Source organism: Spirosoma radiotolerans (assembly GCF_000974425.1).
In the GTDB taxonomy this organism is placed as follows: domain Bacteria; phylum Bacteroidota; class Bacteroidia; order Cytophagales; family Spirosomataceae; genus Spirosoma; species Spirosoma radiotolerans.
Genome location: NZ_CP010429.1, coordinates 1,131,602 through 1,150,726, shown reverse-complemented (window position 1 = coordinate 1,150,726; position 19,125 = coordinate 1,131,602). Strand labels below are relative to the sequence as shown.

Here is a 19,125-nt window from a genome sequence, read left to right as displayed (position 1 = left end):
TACTATTACTTTCTAAAAAAAATCTCATATTCTTTAGTTGTTCCAATCTCATATTGTACCTTTGTTTCCCATTTTACTTTTTTTTACTATTAATTAAATCTTTACTCACCAATGCAGAAAATTTTATTCGGAAGCTGGCTGCTTTCGCTGTTATTCTGTTTGCCATCCATAGCGCAGGATATAGCCGTTAGTGGCCGCGTCACTTCATCAGATGACGGCTCGACTCTACCGGGTGTGAGCGTGCAAGTAAAAGGAACAACTCGTGGTGCCATAACTGATGCCAACGGGGATTACAAAATCAGCGTCCCAGCCAACGCAAGACTTGTATTTAGTTTCATTGGCTATACAGGCCAGGAAATAGCAGTTGGCAATAAAACAACCATCAATGTAAGCCTGGTCGCTGGCTCACAGAGTCTCGATGAAATCGTCGTAACAGCCCAGGGCATCGAGCGTGACAAGCGGTCGCTGGGGTACGCAACGCAGGAAGTAGGCGGCAACGTGCTGGCTCAACGCTCAGAGCCCAACCTGCTCAATGCGCTTCAGGGCAAAGTAGCCGGTGTCAATATTACAGGGTCCAGTGGTGCACCGGGTGCATCAACAAACATCAACATTCGGGGGATTACATCCTTCAACGGCAGCAACCAGCCGCTGATCATTGTTGACGGTATCATCTTCAGCAACGACGTTAACGCAACTCAGAACACCCTGTTCGGTACGCAGCCTTCCAACCGTCTGGCCGACATCAACCCAGAAAGTATTGAGTCTGTCAACATCCTGAAAGGACCCGCTGCGGCTGTTCTTTATGGTTCGCGGGCATCGGCCGGTGCAATCGTGATCACGACGAAATCGGGTCGTAACCAGAATAACAAGACGGAAGTAACGGTTAACTCGTCGTACAACGTACAGAACGTTTATGGCATTCCCAAGTTTCAGAATGACTATGGTCAGGGAGCCAACAACCTCTTTACACCCACATCGAACAACTCCTGGGGCCCTCCATTCGTAGGCGGACCAACTTCTGTAACCAATAACCAGGGCAATGTAGTGCCGTATCAGGCATATCCGAATAACGTGAAGGACTTTTACCGGCAGGGCACTATTCTGCAGAACTCGGTGAACATTGCCTCGGGTGATGCTACCCGCAACTACATCATTGCCATTGGTAATACGCTTCAGAGTGGTATCGTTCAGAACACGAAGTTCAACCGGACGAACGTTCAGTTGGGTGGTGAGTCCAAGCTGCAGAATGGGCTAAAAATCAGCGGTACCGGCACGTACGTACAAACGGTATCACGCGGTGTTCCTGGTGGTAATGGCGCCAGCGCATTCGGCCAAATCACCCGGATTCCACGTAGCTATGACTTGGCTAACGAACCTTATCAGGGTCCTGATGGGAAGAGCATCTATTTTACGCCATCCACGAACAACCCACAATGGAGTGTTAACAACGAACGGCTGGATAGCCAGGTTGACCGCTTCTTTGGTAACTTCCAGTTGAGCTACGATGTGGCTAAATGGTTGACTGTTGCCTACCGTGTTACGGGCGATACCTACACCGATCGCCGTAAGCTGACTCTCCCTATTGGTTCGGGTCGTGCTCCAGCTGGTGAAGTACAGCAGGACAACTTTTTCCGGAATGAGTTGAACGGTGATTTACTGATCACGGCCCGCAAGGATAACTTATTTATGGAAGGGCTGAATGCGAACCTGTTGTTAGGCAATAACATTAATCAGCGGAAAACGCAGGAGTCAGCCGCCGATGCTGCTTCGCTGACGCTTCCGGGCTTTTACAACATCAACAGCGGTACGGTTTTCACAGGTACGTTCGAAAGCTCGACAATGCGCCGTCTGGTAGGTTATTATGGCCAGTTGTCGTTGAATTACAACAATTACCTCTTTCTGGAATTATCGGGACGTGCCGACCAATCGTCTACCCTGCCGAAAGCAAATAACACGTATTTCTATCCGGCTGCGTCGATTAGCTTTGTCCCAACAGATGCCTTCAAGATTAACTCTGATGTACTTTCCTACGCGAAAGTACGGGCCAGCATTGCAAAAGTTGGTCGCGATGCGGATCCATACCAGTTGAGTACGACCTATTCAACCACGTCATATGGTAATAACGTTGCCAGTATTACGTATCCATTGGCCCCCAACAATACACCTGGATTCAGCATTGGAACCCGGATTGGCAGCAACACCCTCAAGCCTGAATTTGTCACCTCGTACGAATTTGGCGTAAATCTCGGCTTCTTCAAGAACCGTCTGAGCATCGATGCTACCTATTTCGATTCGAGAAGCACGCAGCAGATTTTCAACGTAGCGGTTTCCAACTCGTCGGGATTCGACACCCGGACAACCAACGTTGGTGAGTTGCAAAACCGGGGGGTTGAATTGGTCCTGAATGCAACTCCGCTACGGATCGGTGGCTTCAAATGGGATGCTACGCTGAACTATACCCTGATTCGGAACAAGGTTGTTTCCATTGCTCCCGGCGTGAAGTCGTCCAACATCACGGGTAACTCCTTCACCGGTATTGCTCCCTCTATTTACGAAGGCTATCCCTATGGCGTTATTGTCAGTACAGCCAATGCCCGGGCTCAGAATACAGACCCAAATGGTTTGTACTATGATGCAACCGGTCAGTTTGCCGGCCAGTATGTTGTCAGTGGAACCAATGGGCAGTTTGTGCCAGGTATCGCCAACTCGGTTATATCGAATCCGCAGCCTAACTACATCGCCGGTTTGACCAATACATTCTCCTACAAAGGCGTAGCCCTGTCTATATTGGTAGATACCCGTCAGGGTGGTCAGCTTTTCTCGTTCAATGCAGTTGATGCTCGCCAAAACGGTTCAATGTATGTAACGGGTATTGATCGCGATCAGCCGCGCATTCTGCCAGGCGTGATTCAGAATGCGGATGGTACTTTCCGCCAGAACAACATTCAGCTAGCACCGCAAACTTACTGGAGTGCGTTAGGTGGTCTGGCTTCGGAAGCCGCCGTTTACGATGCAACAGTCTATCGTCTGCGCGAGGTGGCCCTGAATTACACCATACCGAAATCACTCCTGGGCAAAACGCCATTTGGTACTATTTCGGTAGGCGTGAGCGGTCGTAACCTGTTCTTCTATGCGCCTAACTTCCCAGCTGACCCAGAGGTTAACACCCAGGGAGCTGGTAACATTCAGGGCCTTGACCTGAACGGACCGCCAAATACACGGAACTTCGGCGGTAACATTCGGCTCACGTTCTAATCACTCTATTCATTCGAATTACTCATGAAATTTATAATTCCAAAAAGCTATTTGCTCGTCCCGTTCTTTCTAGGAATGGGCGCCTGCAGCAGTTATCTAGACGTCAACGTAAGCCCTAATAACCCAACGAGTGTGACTCCGGCGGTGCTATTGGCGGGGGCCGAAGGTGGCAGCGCATTTGTGAATGCCAACGAATTGAACCGGTTTGCCTCTGTATTGGTGAACCAACTGGCGGGTGCTGCTAACAATCCGTCTAACTATGACGTATACCAAACAAACAGCGCCGATTTTGGGAACCAGTGGAATGGCGAACTCTATAACGGCCCCCTGATCAACTACCAGAAGTTGATTGAACTGGGTGATGCGACAAACTCAAAGGCGTATTCAGGCATTGCCAAAATCATGAAGGCGTATACCTTTAGCATTGCCACCGATGTTTGGGGAGATGTTCCCTATTCGCAGGCGTTGCAGGGTGAAGCCAATACCGCGCCACGGCTCGACAAGCAGGAGGATATCTACAAAGGCAACGCAACGCTGGGTATTCAGAGCCTGTTCGATCTGGTCCGTGAAGGAATCAAAGATCTCGATGCGGCATCAACCCTCAAGCCCGCTGGTGATGATATCATCTATGCCGGTAATTTGACCAAATGGAAGCAGGCGGGTAATACCCTGCTGTTGAAATTTGCGATGACGATCAGCCGTAAAGAACCAGCGCTGGCAACCAGCGTGATCAATGAAGTACTGACGGGGGCTAACTACATTACGAGCAACGCCAACGACATGAACTTCAACTTTGGCTCTAGCGTAGGTAGCCAGGACCCTCGGTATACGTACACGTTTGTGAGTTCATTCCAGAACGATATGCTGCTGAGTACGCGTTATCTGAATCTGCTCAACAGCCTGAATGATCCGCGGCTACCCATTTTCTTCACAAAACCTGGCCCTAACTACGTAACGATCGACAATGGTTTCCGCGGTACATTGCCAACACCAACCGCAAACTGGTCGCGTTATAACAAATACGTTACGGGCAATTCGGGAGAAGGTCCCGTTCGGTTGGTAACGAATTTCCAGCGGGCGTTTATTCTGGCCGAAGCCGCGCTTCGTCTGGGCACCCCCGGCGATCCACAGGCGCTGTATACGGAAGGAATTAAAGCATCAATGTCACTGGCCGGTTTAACCACCGATCAGATCAATGCTTATCTGACTGCGAATCCAACAGTAGCAAACCTGACAGGAACGACAGAGCAGAAAATTGCTCAGGTTATCACCCAGAAATACATTGCGTTTACGGGTAATGGTTTAGAGCTATGGAATGACTATCGTCGGACGGGCTACCCAACGCTGCAACCTTCGCAGAATGCGGCTGGTATCGATGGCACACGGCCAGTACGGGCGGTGTACATCAGCAACGAGGTTCAGCGCAATCCGAACTTCCCGAACCCGTCTCCTCAATCGAACATTCGTGTTTGGTGGGATATCGATTAATTAGTCAAGACTTTAAACACGCATAGTGCATGAAAAATACATTCATAAATATATTGTTGCTTGCTCTTCTGGCAGGTGGCAGTTTCTCCTGCAAAGACGACCTCGTTTACAGCGACCTGGTTCGTGATAACCGCCCGGCCATTCCGGTAACTTTTCCCGGCACGACAACCTACGGGTTTAACCCCTTTATTGTTACGTCGCTGGCAGCGGGTGCCCCCATTCAGTTTACCCTGTCGATTCCATCGACCAGTGGTCGTACCATTAAGGAGATCACCAAAGTGGTTGGAGGAGCTACGGGTATCAACGTGGCTACACTGAATGCAGCTACTGCAACGACCGCCTTTAATTCCGCCCCTATTGCCGGTAGTGGCACGACAGCGGTTTTCACGACAACACTTGCTGCGTTCAAAGCGAAATATCCTTCAGTGGCAACAGCACCCGTTGCGCTGCCAAACTATACGGAAATTCAGTTTCTGTTCTTGGTTACGCTGGATGATGGTACGCAGATTGTTCCTGAGCCCGTTCGGGTTCGCATCGTCGCGTAAGCAACGAGTCAGTTTTCATCAAAACGCCTTCCGATCAATCGGAAGGCGTTTTTGTTTTATGAATAGTTAATCGCGTATGTAAGCGCCCCGGTCGTTTACGTAAAAATCAATTTCACACAGGCTACCCCCACACCAAAAGCGAGCATGTAACGTAAAGTTGGTACGTTGAACCGATGGCTTCCAAAATACCCGCCTAAAATGCCCCCGGCAAAAGCGGCCCCAATCCAGCCATACAAGGTTGGGTCGGGCGAGTATCCTTTGCTCAGAAGGCCAAACAGGCCCGACAGGGAATTGACAAAAATGAATAAGGCTGAGGTAGCAGCAACTTCTTTCAGCCGTGCCCACCGAAACAGGAGCATCAACGGACTCAGGATAATGCCTCCTCCAATACCGATCATACCCGATAGCAACCCAATGATGCCCCCCGTCAGTAGCCCCCCGGCCAACGGAATAGGCCGCGTTTGCTCTTCCTGTCCCCGCACTGTCCAGAGCAGCCGAACTACGACCAATAACAGGCAAACCGCCAGCAATTGCCGATACAGCGTGTCGCTGAGGGGTATACGAGCGCCCAGAAAGGCCAGGGGAATACTGGCTATGGCAAAGGGCCAGAACGTATTCCACCGAAAGTATCCGGCGCGGTAAAATTGTATAAATGAGATCGTTGACACGAACAGATTCAGGATCAGCGCCGACGGTTTAGCCAATGCCGGGGCAATCCCGAACAGCGCCATTGTGGCCAGATAACCACTGGCTCCTCCATGCCCTACTGAGGCATAAACGAACCCAACAAGGAATAAACAAATCAAAAAGGCGAATGAATAATCCATAAAACGTGCTCTTCTGAGTAAATTGATGTAGACTACTAAGGCAATCGTACCGTTAGTATCCATTAATAAAGCGTTATTTTCGACGAAAGTTAACGGAATCAATCATGAATTCACCAAAAGTTCAGCTGTTGTTTGCCTACTTCCTGATCGGGATTTTTTCGGTTGCCCAGGCGCAATTGCCCGTTCGTGGTACGCGCTGGCAGGGTGTGGTGCTGGCATCGACGAATGCCCAGGCTACAATGACATTTCAACGGGATACGTTGCTTCTCACACCAGAAAGTGCATCTGCCGCCCCCGAAACTATGCGGTATCGGCAACTGGGCGATACCCTGCTGTTACAAAAAATTACGGGGCAAAACTCGTGCGGTAATAACGCAACAGGCCTTTATAAACTTATTTATACAAACAATGGCGAAAATTTGGCCTTACAACTCCTATCGGATGATTGCCCGGAACGACAGCAAATCTTCGTGTCAAAAACGCCGTTTGTCCGTCAGCGTTCTTCCCCAAATCAGCCCCCGCGCAACTGGCCTTACCTCGACCCCACAGCCGATTCCATAGCGGGGATCAGTCTTTATCGGGCCTATGACTTATTGAAAGGCCGAACGTCGGTACCCGTTATCGTGGGCGTGCTGGATTCGGGCGTTGATATTACCCACGAGGATTTGCGCGATGTGATCTGGGTGAATCCGAAAGAGCGACCGGATAATCAAATCGACGACGACAAAAATGGGTATACTGATGATCTGAATGGCTGGAATTTTATGGGCGCTAAAGATGGCACGACCTACGAATACGACCAGCCCGAAATTACCCAAACCTATGTTTTGCTGCGAAATAAGTACGACAAGGCGAACCCTGCCACACTTAGCCCTTCCGAGAAACGGCAATACAACACCTACCAGACGGCCAAAAAGCAGTTTCTGAACCGTTACGCGGTCGATCAGCCCAAACGCATGGCCTTTGCCGATACCGTGAAATTCTGGGCGGTAGCTCGTCAGATTGCCGCCAGCTTACCGGATTCGACAACCTCACAGGCCGCTATTCGTCAGGTCGATCTGGGAACTGATTCTATAGCCGCTGCGGTAAAAACGATTCTGGCTGACGGGTATTTCCCCCAATATGGCCCATTTTCGTATTACACGGTCCTGGTTCGCCAGAACTGGGCACGGTTCCGGCAGATCATGGGCAGTGAAGCCACCATTGCCTATAACCCGGATTATAATGCACGCGCATCTGTTGGCGACAACCCGGCCAACCCAACCGAACGCTATTACGGAAGCCCCCGACTGATCATTGGTCAATCGCAGCAACTGGCCATGCACGGCAGTCATGTAGCGGGGATCATTGCCGCCAAACGGGGCAATGGTCGGGGGATAGACGGCGTGGCCGACAACGTTCGGATTATGCCCGTTTCTGTCGTGCCAGCCAATGGCGATGAGCGCGATAAAGATGTGGCCAATGGCATTCGCTACGCCGTTGAGAATGGAGCCAAAGTAATTAATATGAGTTTTGGCAAGCGGTTATCTCCCTTTAAAGAACAAGTCGATGCTGCCATCCGATTCGCCGAAGAACATGACGTGCTGATCGTGCACGCAGCGGGCAACAACGGTGAAAACTATGACTCGCTTCCAGCCTATCCGTCGGCCCGGTACGAAAATGGAAAAACGGCCCGGAATGTGCTGGTCGTCGGCAACAGCACCTGGCGCATCGGCGAGGGATTGCCCAGCCGGTCGTCAAACTATGGCCTGCAAACCGTGGATATTTTTGCGCCCGGCACCGAGATTCTCTCGACGCTTCCTCATAATGAGTACGCCAGCTTTTCGGGCACCAGCATGGCGGCCCCGATGACGGCAGGCGTAGCGGCTTTACTGCGATCCTATTTTCCGAAACTAACGGCGGTACAGGTGAAGGACATACTCCTCAGGAGCAGTTATAAACCGGATGTGCAAGTTCGGAGGCCGGGGCGGTCGGGTCAAACAGTAGCGTTCAAAAGGTTAAGTCGGTCGGGTGGGTTACTTAACGCTCACGAAGCCGTGAAGCTAATCCTGTCCGAATCGCCCAGCGGCCCGGCCCAATTTTCGGGCTTCAAATGATTGGTCTGATTAGTCTACACGCCGTGGCCTGCGTCTTCCCCTAAGTACAGGGCAAAGTGCGATGACCGCTTTGTAATTAGCCTGATGGAGCTACCCAAGGGCACGCTCTTTTTTGTTTTGTTCTGCACTGAAGTGCCCTCAAAGACCGGGGAGCCATAACAGGACGACTCTACTATCCCTACGCACCGTTCTGCGTACACATACGTTCAAAAATGGCGCTATTAATTGTGGACAAAACGTGACGGCACAACGGCTCGAACCATAACTTTTTTGGCCGCCAGGCCAGCGAACCAAGTAAATTCAGCGCTGGATTTTCTTACGTTATCAGCTTACTCTTCCGTATAAAAACGCCTTACATGAAAAACCAACGCCGAACTTTCCTTCAACAGGCCGCTGGTCTATTGGCTTTAGCCTACCCGTTATCTTTTGCGGAGGTCCTGGCCAGTGCATCGCCTTCAGCCAAAGCGAAGAAACCTTATGTCGTTTTCGTCACCGGCGACCACGAATACAGCGGAGAGCTGACATTACCTGTTATTGCCGCCGAACTAGAGAAAAACTACGGCATGCGCACGAAAGTGCTGAAAGCTTATCCCGACTACAATGGTGAGAAAGACATTCCCGGCCTGGAGGCATTGAAAGAAGCTGATTTGGCCGTCTTCTTCCTTCGCTGGCGGCAACTTCCTCAGGATCAATTGAATTACATCGACGCTTACCTAAAATCGGGGAAGCCCGTAATGGGGTTCCGAACCACAACCCACGCGTTCAATTACCCCGACGGCGACGAACGGCAACACTGGAATTCATTTGGCGAGTTTGCTTTTGGGGCACCACCGGGCTGGGGTGGTAAGGCGCAGCATACCCACTACGGCCACAAAAGTACAACCGATGTCACGATCATTCCCGAAGCCGCCAAAAACCCCATCCTGACCGGTGTTGCGCCCAGTTTCCACGCAGCTTCCTGGCTCTACCGGGTGCTGCCCGACTATCCGGCCAAAGGAGCCGTTCCGCTGTTGATGGGAAAATCGGTCAATCCCGACAAAGCCGCCATTGATAACCCTGTCGCCTGGACCTGGAAAAACCAGTGGGGTGGCAAAGCATTTCTAACCACCCTGGGACACCCCGAAGATTTTCAGATAGAATCATTTCAGCGATTGGTGATCAATGCCATCCATTGGGAACTGGGTTTGCCAGTCCCTAAAACCTGGAAAGGCAAACTAGCCATTGACGTACCATACGGCCATCCGAACAAATCCTGATACGTGTTTGCGAAGCACATACGTACAATTAGTTGGTCATTATCTTCAACAATCGCCATGTCGCTACCCAGAAAAAATACCCTCAATCGATTGCTCATTGTATCGGTGCTCGTGCTGATTGCGGTTAGCGCGTTTCAAACAAACCGGGGCCTGGTTAACACCGTCGAACCGTTGGCCGTCAAGAAAGGGTCTCATATTATGCTCCTGGGTGGTAATCTGGGGTCAAGGATGATGAACTACGGTCATTTCGAGACGGAAATGCAGGTTCGCTATCCCGATGACATGCTTTACATCCGGAACATGTGCGATGGCGGTGATACCCCCGGCTTCAGGCCCCATGCCAGCCGAAACACGCCCTGGGCCTTTCCGGGAGCCGAGAAATTTCAGACGGAGTACGCCAACAATTCGGAGAGTGAAGGGCATTTTGATTATCCCGACCAATGGCTCACCCGCCTGAAAGCCGATGTGATCGTTGCCTTTTTTGGCTATAGCGAATCTTTTCAGGGAAAAGAAGGACTGGCCAACTACAAGGCGGAACTGGACGCCTTTATCAAGTGGACGCTGAAGCAAACGTACAACGGGGTCAGTGCACCCAAGCTCGCTATTGTGTCGCCCATTGCGTTCGAGGATTTGTCGGCTATGTATGATCTGCCAAACGGCAAAAAGGAAAACGAGAACCTTTTGCTTTACACGAAGGCAATGAAAGAGGTAGCCGATCAAAACAATGTCCTATTTGTCGATGCCTTTACGCCTTCCAAACAATGGTACGATGCCAGCAAGGAACCGCTGACCATCGATGGCTCTCAGCTGAACGAAGCTGGCTATAAAAAACTGGGCGTTCTGTTGGCCGATCAGATTTTTGGTAAAACAACCCCAAAAGCCGAACCGAACCGGGCCTTGGTGCACGATGCCGTGCTGGAAAAGAACTGGATGTGGCATAATGACTATAAAATTCCGAACGGTGTTCACGTGTATGGTCGCCGGTACAATCCCTTTGGCCCGGACAACTACCCGGCCGAAATAGAGAAGATTCGGGAAATGACCGCCATTCGGGATACGGCCGTCTGGATGGCCGCTGCGAAAGGAGAAAAAATGGACATTGCTGCGGCCGACAAGAAAACGAAACAACTTCCCGCCGTAAAAACCAATTTCAACCCGGAGAAGAATGGTAGCCTGACGTACCTCTACGGGCAGGAAGCGTTGAGCAAACTAAAAGTACCTCAGGGCTACAAAATCGAGCTTTTTGCTTCTGAAGAAGAGTTTCCTGACCTGGCGAAACCCATGCAGATGTCCTTCGATAACAAAGGGCGGCTGTGGGTAGCGGTCATGCCAAGTTATCCGCATTACAAACCGGGCGATGCCAAGCCCGACGACAAGATTCTGATTTTTGAAGATACCAACAACGACGGGAAGGCCGATAAGGAAACTGTTTTCGCCAATGGACTTCACTTGCCGCTTGGCTTCGAGATTGCGAAAGAAGGCGTTTATGTGTCACAGGGCACTAACCTGAAACTGCTCGTTGATACCGATGGCGATGGCAAGGCCGACAAACGGGAAATTCTGCTCAGCGGCTTCGATGACCACGACACCCACCACAACAGCCACGCCTTTACGGTCGATCCTTCGGGCGCTATCTACTCGGGAGAAGGTGTATTTCTACACACCAACGTAGAAACGCCTTACGGCACCGTTCGGGCCACCAATGGCGGCTTCTATCGCTACAGCCCACAGCTTCATAAACTGGAACGCACCGCACAGTTGTCCATTCCAAACCCCTGGGGCATTGCGTTTGACGACTGGGGCCAGCCGTTCTTTGCCGAAACCTCCAGCCCCGATGTGCGGTGGATGATGCCCGGTTCGGTATTGCCGCGCTATGGTGAAGCTACCCACAAATCGGCTCAGTTGATTGAAGAGGCTCACCGGGTTCGGCCAACATCCGGGCTGGAGTTTGTTTCCAGCCGCCACTTTCCGGACGACATCCAGGGCGATTTCCTGATCAACAACACCATTGGTTTTCTGGGTATGAAAGAGCACACCCTGAAAGACGACGGTACGGGCTACATCAGTAAGCACCGGGCCGATCTGGTGGTGAGTGAAGACCGCAACTTCCGTCCGGTCGATATGGAGTTCGCACCCGATGGCTCGCTCTATTTGATCGACTGGCACAACATCCTGATCGGGCACATGCAGCACAACGCCCGCGACCCCCTGCGCGACCATTCGCACGGACGGATTTACCGGATTACGTACCCATCGCGGCCGCTGGTAACGCCCGCTAAAATAGACGGTGCCAGCATCGACGAACTGCTGGATAACCTCAAACTACCCGAGTACCGCACGCGCTACCGCACCCGGCGCGAACTTCGCGGTCGGGATGTCAATCAGGTTTTGGCGAAACTAAATACCTGGGTAGCCGGACTCGATAAGAATGACCCCCGCTACGAACATCATCTGCTGGAAGGGCTTTGGGTAAGCTGGGGTATGAATAAAGTAGACCAGAAACTGCTGCGGCAAGTGCTTAAAGCGAAAGACTACCACGCCCGGGCCGCTGCCATTCAGGTTGTTCGGTATACCGGCCATCAGGTTGCCGACCAGGCCGATCTGCTCATGCAGGCCGTCCGGGACGACAACAGCCGGGTTCGGTTGGCGGCCATTGTGGCCGCTTCCTGGATCGGTAAGGAAAAGGGCCTTCCTATTCTGGCCGAAGCCACCAAAAAACCGCTGGATGAATGGATGGTTCACGCCCACGAAGCGGCCGTTGCCCACCTCAAAGGGGTCAACGTGAAGAAGGTAGAAGAAAAGGTCGTGACATCGACACTGAAAGGCGAAGAGCTGGCCCTCTACAACATGGGCAAGCAAATCTATTCGAAGGAAGGCTATTGCACCACCTGTCACCAGCCCGATGGAAAAGGGCTTACTGCCTCTGGCTTCCCTCCTCTCACCGGCACCAACTGGGTGTCGGGAAATGAGGAACGGTTGATAAAAATAGCCCTCAAAGGACTCATGGGGCCTATCGACGTCGTTGGTAAAACGTATCCCGGACAGGTGCCCATGACCCCGTTTGGCGGGTTACTGAAAGACAATGAAATTGCGGCCGTACTAACCTACGTCAGAAACTCATTCGGCAATCAGGCCCCCGCCGTGCTTCCCGACCAGGTTAAGAGAGTACGGGCCGCTACCGAACGCAAAAAGGATTTTTACTCTCCGCAACAGTTGTTGAAAGAACACCCGATGGAAAAATAATTGACTTCACACATTGAATAGACCGCTGATTTTTAGGATTGTTAAGATCAGTTATGATGTTTCAATCATTTCCAAATCATAAGGATCATAAAAATCAGCAGTCCCTTAGCTACTACTATTTATTCTTAAATGGACTCTTCTTTCCCTTTTCGCTTTGGTGCCGAAGCTTATACCTGGTTCATGAATAACAATGGTCAAACCCACGCCAACCGCCTGGGGCACATGATCGACATTACGGCGCAGGCAGGTTTCGCGGGCATCGAACCTATCTTCAACTGGATGGGCGACCTGCCCGACCCCGACAGTCTGGGCGTAAAATTAACCGAACAGGGCGTTGAGCTGGCAGCCATTGCCCTGGCACTGGACTGGAACAACCCCGACGAAACCGAGCAGGAAAAATACGAGGCCGATCGGGCCATTGCCTTGCTGAAACACTTTCCGGGGGCGTTGCTGTGCACCGTGCAGAAACCAACGGGGCGACATGACCTCGAAACCCGTCGTCGTAACCTCGTTAATATTGTCAACCGGGTATCGCGCCGGGCGGTCGATCAGGGGGTTCCCTGCACGTTTCACCCCAATTCGCCCCACTCGTCCATCACCCGTACGGAGGAGGATTACCGGGTCATTATCGAATCGCTCGATGCCTCGGTCACGGGCTGGACACCCGACGTCGGCCACCTCATCAACGGCGGCATGGACCCGTTGACCAAAATGAAAGAGTACGCGTCGCTCATCAACCTTGTCCATTATAAAGACTGGAACGGCGAGCCCGAATTTGCGTTACTCGGCAACGGCAAAGTTGATTTTGTAGGTATCACTCAATGGTTGGTCGAGCAGCAATACAGCGGCTGGATTATCTGCGAAGATGAAGGCCCCGAAGCCATGGATGATCCCGACGGCGTCACCCTTCATGACGGTCGCTGGGTGTACGAAACGTTGCTTCCAGGAATCAAAGAGTGAATAAATGCCATCCAGAGGTTTCACTCATTTCCTCTTTCACTCTTTGTTGTGCCGTCAGATGCTTACATCTGATGAGTGAGGTTTCTCAAAACCTCGATAAACAACGACAAAAGGTTTTAAGAAACCTTCCCGGTCGGTTAGTAAGTAACCGGCTGCACAGGCACTCTTTCACTCATTCGCCCTTTCACTCTTTCACCATGCCTCTACTAAAAACCAACGGCATCAACCTGTATTATGAGGAACGAGGCTCGGGGGAGCCACTTCTGCTGATCATGGGTATCACAGCACCCGGTTCCGTTTGGGAAAAACACGCCGATGACTGGCACCACCAGTTTCGCTGCATTATGGGCGATAACCGGGGCGTTGGCCAGTCGGATAAACCGGCAGGACCTTACACTACCGCCCAGATGGCCGACGATTACGCGGGCCTGATCGACGCGCTTGGCCTGGGCTCAGTGCGGGTTGTGGGGGTCTCGATGGGTAGCACCATTGCCCAGCAACTTGCCTTACGGCATCCTGATAAAGTACGTTCGCTGGTACTCATGTGCCCATGGGCACGCTGCGACCGAACGGCCGAAGCGATCTTTCGGCACATGGCCACCATCAAGGCCCGATTACGACCCGAGGAGTTTTCGAATTACATTCAGTTGCTGATCTACGCCAAACGAAGCTGGGACGACGACACTATGTTTGCCGACCTTCTGGCTGGTCGGCAGCAGGCCGCCGTTGATTCATCGCCCCAGCCGTTGCACGGCCTCGAAGGGCAAGCCGAAGCCTGCATAACCCACAATACGCTGGCAGAACTGAGTTCGATAAACAAGCCCTGTCTGGTTATTGGTGGCCGTAAAGATATTTTTACCCCCGTCTGGATGAGCGAAGAAGTAGCCGGGGCCATTCCCAATAGCGAACTGCACCTCTACGACGATGCCGGACATGCGTTTCACTGGGAGTGTATCGACGACTTTAACCCCCGCGTTCGCAACTGGTTAACCGCCCACTAGAAGATATAAGGGGAACAGATTAACAGCTGTTCCCCTCATAAACGTCTGTTTTACTGTTTGTTGCTATCGACCACCAGCCGTTCATCGCGGTTGGCAATTTCCCAGGCCGTGTAGAACACCAGGCGGGCACTCCGTTCGGCAAGGTTGAAGTCAATTTTCTCTACATCATCAGTTGGCTTATGGTAGTCGCCGTGCAAACCGTTGAAGTAAAAAATGATGGGAATCTGGTGCTTTGCGAAATTATAGTGATCAGAACGGTAGTAAATCCGTTCGGGATCTTTAGGGTCATTATACTTATAATCCAACTCCATTTTAACGTTCTTCTCATTCGCGGCTTCGCTGATTGTATGTAACTCAGACGAAAGCTTGTCGGAGCCAATGACGTAAATGTAGTTGTCTGATTTCCCCTTGTGTAAATCATCGACCCGGCCCACCATGTCGATATTCAGGTCGGCCACCGTTTTGTCGAGCGGAATAACCGGGCTCATGTCGGCATAATATTGAGACCCGAGCAGCCCTTTTTCTTCCCCCGAAACCGTCAGGAACAGGATTGACCGACGCGGTCCTTTCCCTTCGGCTTTCGCTTTAGCAAAGGCCTGAGCGATCTCGATCACCGACACCGTACCGGAGCCATCGTCATTAGCCCCGTTGTTGACCTGGCCGTCTGCGCTAATGCCGATATGGTCGTAATGGGCCGAAACAATCAGGACTTCATCTTTTTTATCGGTGCCTTCAATAAAGCCCAACACGTTGGATGATTGAGCCTTCTCCTCCACCCGGTCTGCTTTGACACTGATATGCCCTGCCAGCGACGAAGAAACGGGAGCCGTCGATTGAGCAAGTTGGGCCGTCGTCTGCGTGAGTGTGGCCGCCGACGTGTTCAGCAGGGCTGCTGCGGTCTCCGACGAAACGAGGAATACACCCATCGAGCCTACATTTTCGGCGCCCGGCTTGAGCGTCAATCGGTTAAACCGTCCCTGCAAAGCACCCCGCTGGGCAAGTACCTGCTTAAATGCCTCCGGCGACTCGGCCGAAATGATAAACACCTGAGCCGCTCCTTTTTCCTTCGCCAGCAAACTCTTGGCACGCCATCCATTGGGGCCACCCCATTTGGAGGTTTCGCTGGTGCCGCTGATTAGTGATTTGTCGCCCGTTGTTTTGGGCTCACCTTCCAGCATGACAACAGCTTTCCCTTTTACGTCCCGTCCGGCATAATCGTCATAATTGGTTTCGCCGATACCGTAACCAACAAACACCGACTCCAGGGCTATTTCGGTGGGCTGATAGAGCAGGCCATTGACCACAAAGTCTTTCAGATACTCGAATCGCTTACCGCCTGCACTCACATAAAAATCGCCCCAGTTTTTCTTGTAAAGCGTAAAGGGTTGCTGATAAACCAATTTCCCATCCTCTGTTTTCACGATGGGCTTCAATCCTTCAGCGGCAAACTGTTTCGAAATGTATTCAGCGGCTTTACGCTGGCCCGCCTGGCCTGTTTCGCGGCCTTCCATGTCATCGGCGGCCAGAATGCGGAGGTGTTTTTCGAGATCGGCCGCTGTGATGGAAGCAGCGTATTTTTTCTGGCCGAAACTCAGAAAGGGCAGACCAACCAAAGTGGCCCCCAGTAATAACTGTTTGTACGTCATTAAATGAAGTGAGAATTACCTGATTATTTTAAGACTAAGGTACAATGCAAAAGCCGAAGATCGTAATGGTTACTTCGCAAGAAGGGCCTTGATGACGCGGGCGGATGGCGCGAGGCTCCGGCCTCTGGCCGGTGTGTCGTTGCTGGTTTGCTTATACACACAAGCTGGTCAATACCGGCCAGAGGCCGGAGCCTCGCGCCATCGCGCGTCGTCTGCCTATACATTCACTACCTAATAAGCTAAAAAATAGTAGAAATAATAATATTTATTGCTTTGTTTAATCGGTTAAGCTTATATTTGGGTCATAATAACTCCATCAGGTAACGTCCATCTTATTCGTGTGCGCCTGAACACACATTGATCGCATGAGTAAGACGAAGGTGTCTATAAAAGATATAGCTCAGAAAGCGGGGGTCTCTACAGCGTTGGTGTCTTATGTGCTGAATGGAAAAGAGAAAGAGAGCCGGGTCGGGCAGGAGATCGCTTTAAAGATTAAGCAGATAGCCTCGGAGTTAAACTACCAGCCCAGCCATTTAGCAAAGAGTTTACGTAGCGGAAAAACGCATACCATAGGCTTGATTATTGCCGATATATCGAACCCATTTTTTGCAAACATAGCCCGGGTAGTTGAAGATGAAGCCAAACGATATGGATATACGGTCATTATTGGTAGTTCTGACGAAAATGCAGAAAAGTCACAGGATTTAATCGATGTACTGGTCAACCGGCAGGTAGATGGATTTATCATTGTATCGGCCGAAAATTCTGACCAGCAAGTTCAACTCCTGAAGAACAAGCATATTCCGTTTGTGCTACTGGACAGGTATTTCCCGGAAATAGCGACGGACTTCGTTTCGACTGATCACTACAAGGCATCGTATGACGCCGGTACACATTTGGTCCGCAATAAGTACAAGCACATTGGCATGATTGCCTACGATTCGCAGCTTTTTCACATGAAGGAACGGATAAGAGGCTATCGGGATGCACTTCAGGATAACAACATAACACACCATTCATCCTGGCTGAAAGAGGTTCGGATCAATGATATTGAGAGCGGAGTTAAACGGGCACTGGATGAAATGCTCTCATCCGACCAGCCGATTGACGCGTTGTTGTTTGCTACCTACAGCCTGGCAGTTAGTGGACTAAAATACATCAATAAGCTGGGATTGAAGGTTCCGGATGAGCTGGCCATCGTTAGTTTCGGACAGGCTGAAGTCTTTGAACTTTATTATTGCCCCATTACCTACCTAAAACAACCCATTGTGCATTTAGGCCAGACAGCCGTTGAACTTTTGATAAACAAATTGAAAAACAAGCCCGACGAACCCGCCCAGATACTGATGCAGGCAGAATTAATTGAACGTGCGTCGTCAAAAACAAAGAAAACACTGAAAGCTTAGTTTTGACGTCCTGCTTAATCGTTTAAGCAGGAAACTGAATTTGACTATTCCTTACCCTTAACTGATTACGCTTAGCCCTTAATTCCTATATTCCTTACCCTTAACTTTATGGAAAGAAGAAACTTTCTCAAGTCTGCATTAGTCGGTTCAACGGCGGTCTGGGCCGGGCTGCCAATGGGTCTGGCTCAGGCGGTTCCTAAACTTAAAATCACTAAAATCAGGTATTACAGTGCCCCCGGTTATAACAAACCACTTTTCAACCAGGCACGCGGTATTGTTGAAATTCAGACAGATGCGGGTCTGATCGGTATTGGCGAGGGCGGGTCCAAAGATATGCTTGAACAGTGCGCCCAAATGATCATCGGCGAAAATCCGTTCCGCATCGAGCACATCTGGCAAAACGTGTACCGAGGCATGTTTTATCCGCCCGGCCGCGAAAAATTGCACGCCCTCGGTGCCCTGGAAATGGCCTTGTGGGATTTGAAGGGTAAAGCGCTGGGCGTTCCTGTTTATGAATTAATGGGGGGAGCCACCCGGGAATATGTCGAATGTTATGCCACCGGCTTTCGGGCTTCCAAAGCTAAAACAGAAGAAGAACGCGCCCGCGATTGTATCGAGGCAGGCTTACGCGCCTATCGCATCGGGCCAACGGGCGGCAACGGCGAAGAACCCTTCGATTTTTATGACAATGCCAAAAAGACCATCGAATTCTGCAAACGAATCGACTCTGCCGTGGGCGGTGGTGGTAAATGGGCGCTCGACTTACATACCCGATTTGATACCACGGAAGGTATCAAGATTTGTAAGGCACTCGAAAACATGGAGCCTTATTTTGTCGAGGACATTGTTCGGTCCGAAAATCCGGCGGTTTACAAAACGGTTCGCCAGATGACCACCGTGCCCATTGCCGTTGGCGAGCAATTTGGTGATCGATGGGACATTAACGAACTCATCGAGCAACGCCTGATCGACTACACGCGGATTACATTACCCAACACAGGCGGCCTTGGCGAATTTAAAAAGATAGCTGCTCTCTGTGAGACGCACTATGCCGGTATGATTCCCCACTTTACAGGCCCCCTGTCGACGGCCGCTCTGGTGCACGTACTCGGCTCTAGCAGTCCTACGCGCTGCCTGATGGAGCTGGGCGGTGGCGAACCCGAACGCCCGGCCTACTTTAATGAAGATTACATCAATTTCAAAAACGGCAAATTATACCTCAATCCAGAACCGGGATTAGGTGTCAAATTCGATCCGAAGAAAGCAACATTCGTGATGGAGGTTACGACTAAAACGCCGTTCCCACACCCGGTTTTGAAAAGCCCGGATGGCGCCATCCATAACTGGTAAGTGAGTCCCAAAAGCTGTTGGTTAGCGGTCAAGTCCAGTAAGCGTAAGCAGA

At 51.1% G+C, this 19,125-nt stretch carries 12 protein-coding genes; 10 read left to right on the top strand and 2 right to left on the bottom strand.

All coding sequences use genetic code 11. The features are described 5' to 3' along the window. Positions 1–111: 111 nt before the first annotated feature. Genes SD10_RS04410 through SD10_RS04400 form a run of 3 tightly spaced genes read left to right on the top strand, consistent with a single transcriptional unit; the run spans position 112 to position 5,288 of the window. Positions 112–3,255, top strand: a complete 3,144-nt coding sequence (locus SD10_RS04410) for a SusC/RagA family TonB-linked outer membrane protein (protein ID WP_046375856.1) — start codon at positions 112–114, stop codon at positions 3,253–3,255. Positions 3,256–3,279: 24 nt separating this feature from the next. After that, positions 3,280–4,743, top strand: coding sequence for a SusD/RagB family nutrient-binding outer membrane lipoprotein (locus SD10_RS04405; RefSeq protein ID WP_046375855.1), 1,464 nt, complete (start codon positions 3,280–3,282; stop codon positions 4,741–4,743). Between the two features lie 29 nt (positions 4,744–4,772). Further along, complete coding sequence (locus tag SD10_RS04400; protein ID WP_046375854.1) at positions 4,773–5,288, top strand: hypothetical protein; 516 nt, start codon at positions 4,773–4,775, stop codon at positions 5,286–5,288. 95 nt (positions 5,289–5,383) lie between these two features. On the opposite strand, the gene SD10_RS04395 is transcribed toward SD10_RS04400, so the two are convergent. After that, the gene (locus SD10_RS04395; RefSeq protein WP_046375853.1) at positions 5,384–6,115 is read right to left on the bottom strand and encodes a sulfite exporter TauE/SafE family protein; all 732 of its coding nucleotides are present in this window, start codon (positions 6,113–6,115) and stop codon (positions 5,384–5,386) included. A 104-nt stretch (positions 6,116–6,219) separates the two neighbouring features. Here SD10_RS04395 and SD10_RS04390 point away from each other — a divergent pair, with 104 nt between their 5' ends. The 5 genes from SD10_RS04390 to SD10_RS04370 all read left to right on the top strand — a co-directional run bounded on the left by SD10_RS04390 (position 6,220) and on the right by SD10_RS04370 (position 14,671). Next, positions 6,220–8,211, top strand: a complete 1,992-nt coding sequence (locus tag SD10_RS04390; RefSeq protein WP_046375852.1) for a S8 family peptidase — start codon at positions 6,220–6,222, stop codon at positions 8,209–8,211. A 356-nt stretch (positions 8,212–8,567) separates the two neighbouring features. After that, positions 8,568–9,467, top strand: a complete 900-nt coding sequence (locus SD10_RS04385) for a ThuA domain-containing protein (protein WP_082111513.1) — start codon at positions 8,568–8,570, stop codon at positions 9,465–9,467. Positions 9,468–9,524: 57 nt separating this feature from the next. Next, a complete protein-coding gene (locus SD10_RS04380) occupies positions 9,525–12,710 on the top strand; it encodes a PVC-type heme-binding CxxCH protein (protein ID WP_046375851.1) in 3,186 nt (1,061 codons plus the stop codon). Between the two features lie 129 nt (positions 12,711–12,839). Further along, a complete protein-coding gene (locus SD10_RS04375) occupies positions 12,840–13,670 on the top strand; it encodes a sugar phosphate isomerase/epimerase family protein (RefSeq protein ID WP_046375850.1) in 831 nt (276 codons plus the stop codon). A 197-nt stretch (positions 13,671–13,867) separates the two neighbouring features. Then, the gene (locus tag SD10_RS04370; protein WP_046375849.1) at positions 13,868–14,671 is read left to right on the top strand and encodes an alpha/beta fold hydrolase; all 804 of its coding nucleotides are present in this window, start codon (positions 13,868–13,870) and stop codon (positions 14,669–14,671) included. Positions 14,672–14,721: 50 nt separating this feature from the next. Here SD10_RS04370 and SD10_RS04365 read toward each other — a convergent pair whose 3' ends face one another. Beyond that, positions 14,722–16,317, bottom strand: a complete 1,596-nt coding sequence (locus SD10_RS04365) for a M28 family peptidase (protein WP_046375848.1) — start codon at positions 16,315–16,317, stop codon at positions 14,722–14,724. A 365-nt stretch (positions 16,318–16,682) separates the two neighbouring features. Between SD10_RS04365 and SD10_RS04360 the strand changes: the two genes are divergently transcribed. Then, on the top strand, positions 16,683–17,723 hold the full coding sequence (locus SD10_RS04360; protein ID WP_046375847.1) for a LacI family DNA-binding transcriptional regulator: 1,041 nt from the start codon (positions 16,683–16,685) through the stop codon (positions 17,721–17,723). A gap of 108 nt (positions 17,724–17,831) precedes the next feature. Then, positions 17,832–19,073, top strand: a complete 1,242-nt coding sequence (locus SD10_RS04355) for a mandelate racemase/muconate lactonizing enzyme family protein (protein ID WP_046375846.1) — start codon at positions 17,832–17,834, stop codon at positions 19,071–19,073. The last annotated feature ends 52 nt before the right edge of the window (positions 19,074–19,125 follow it).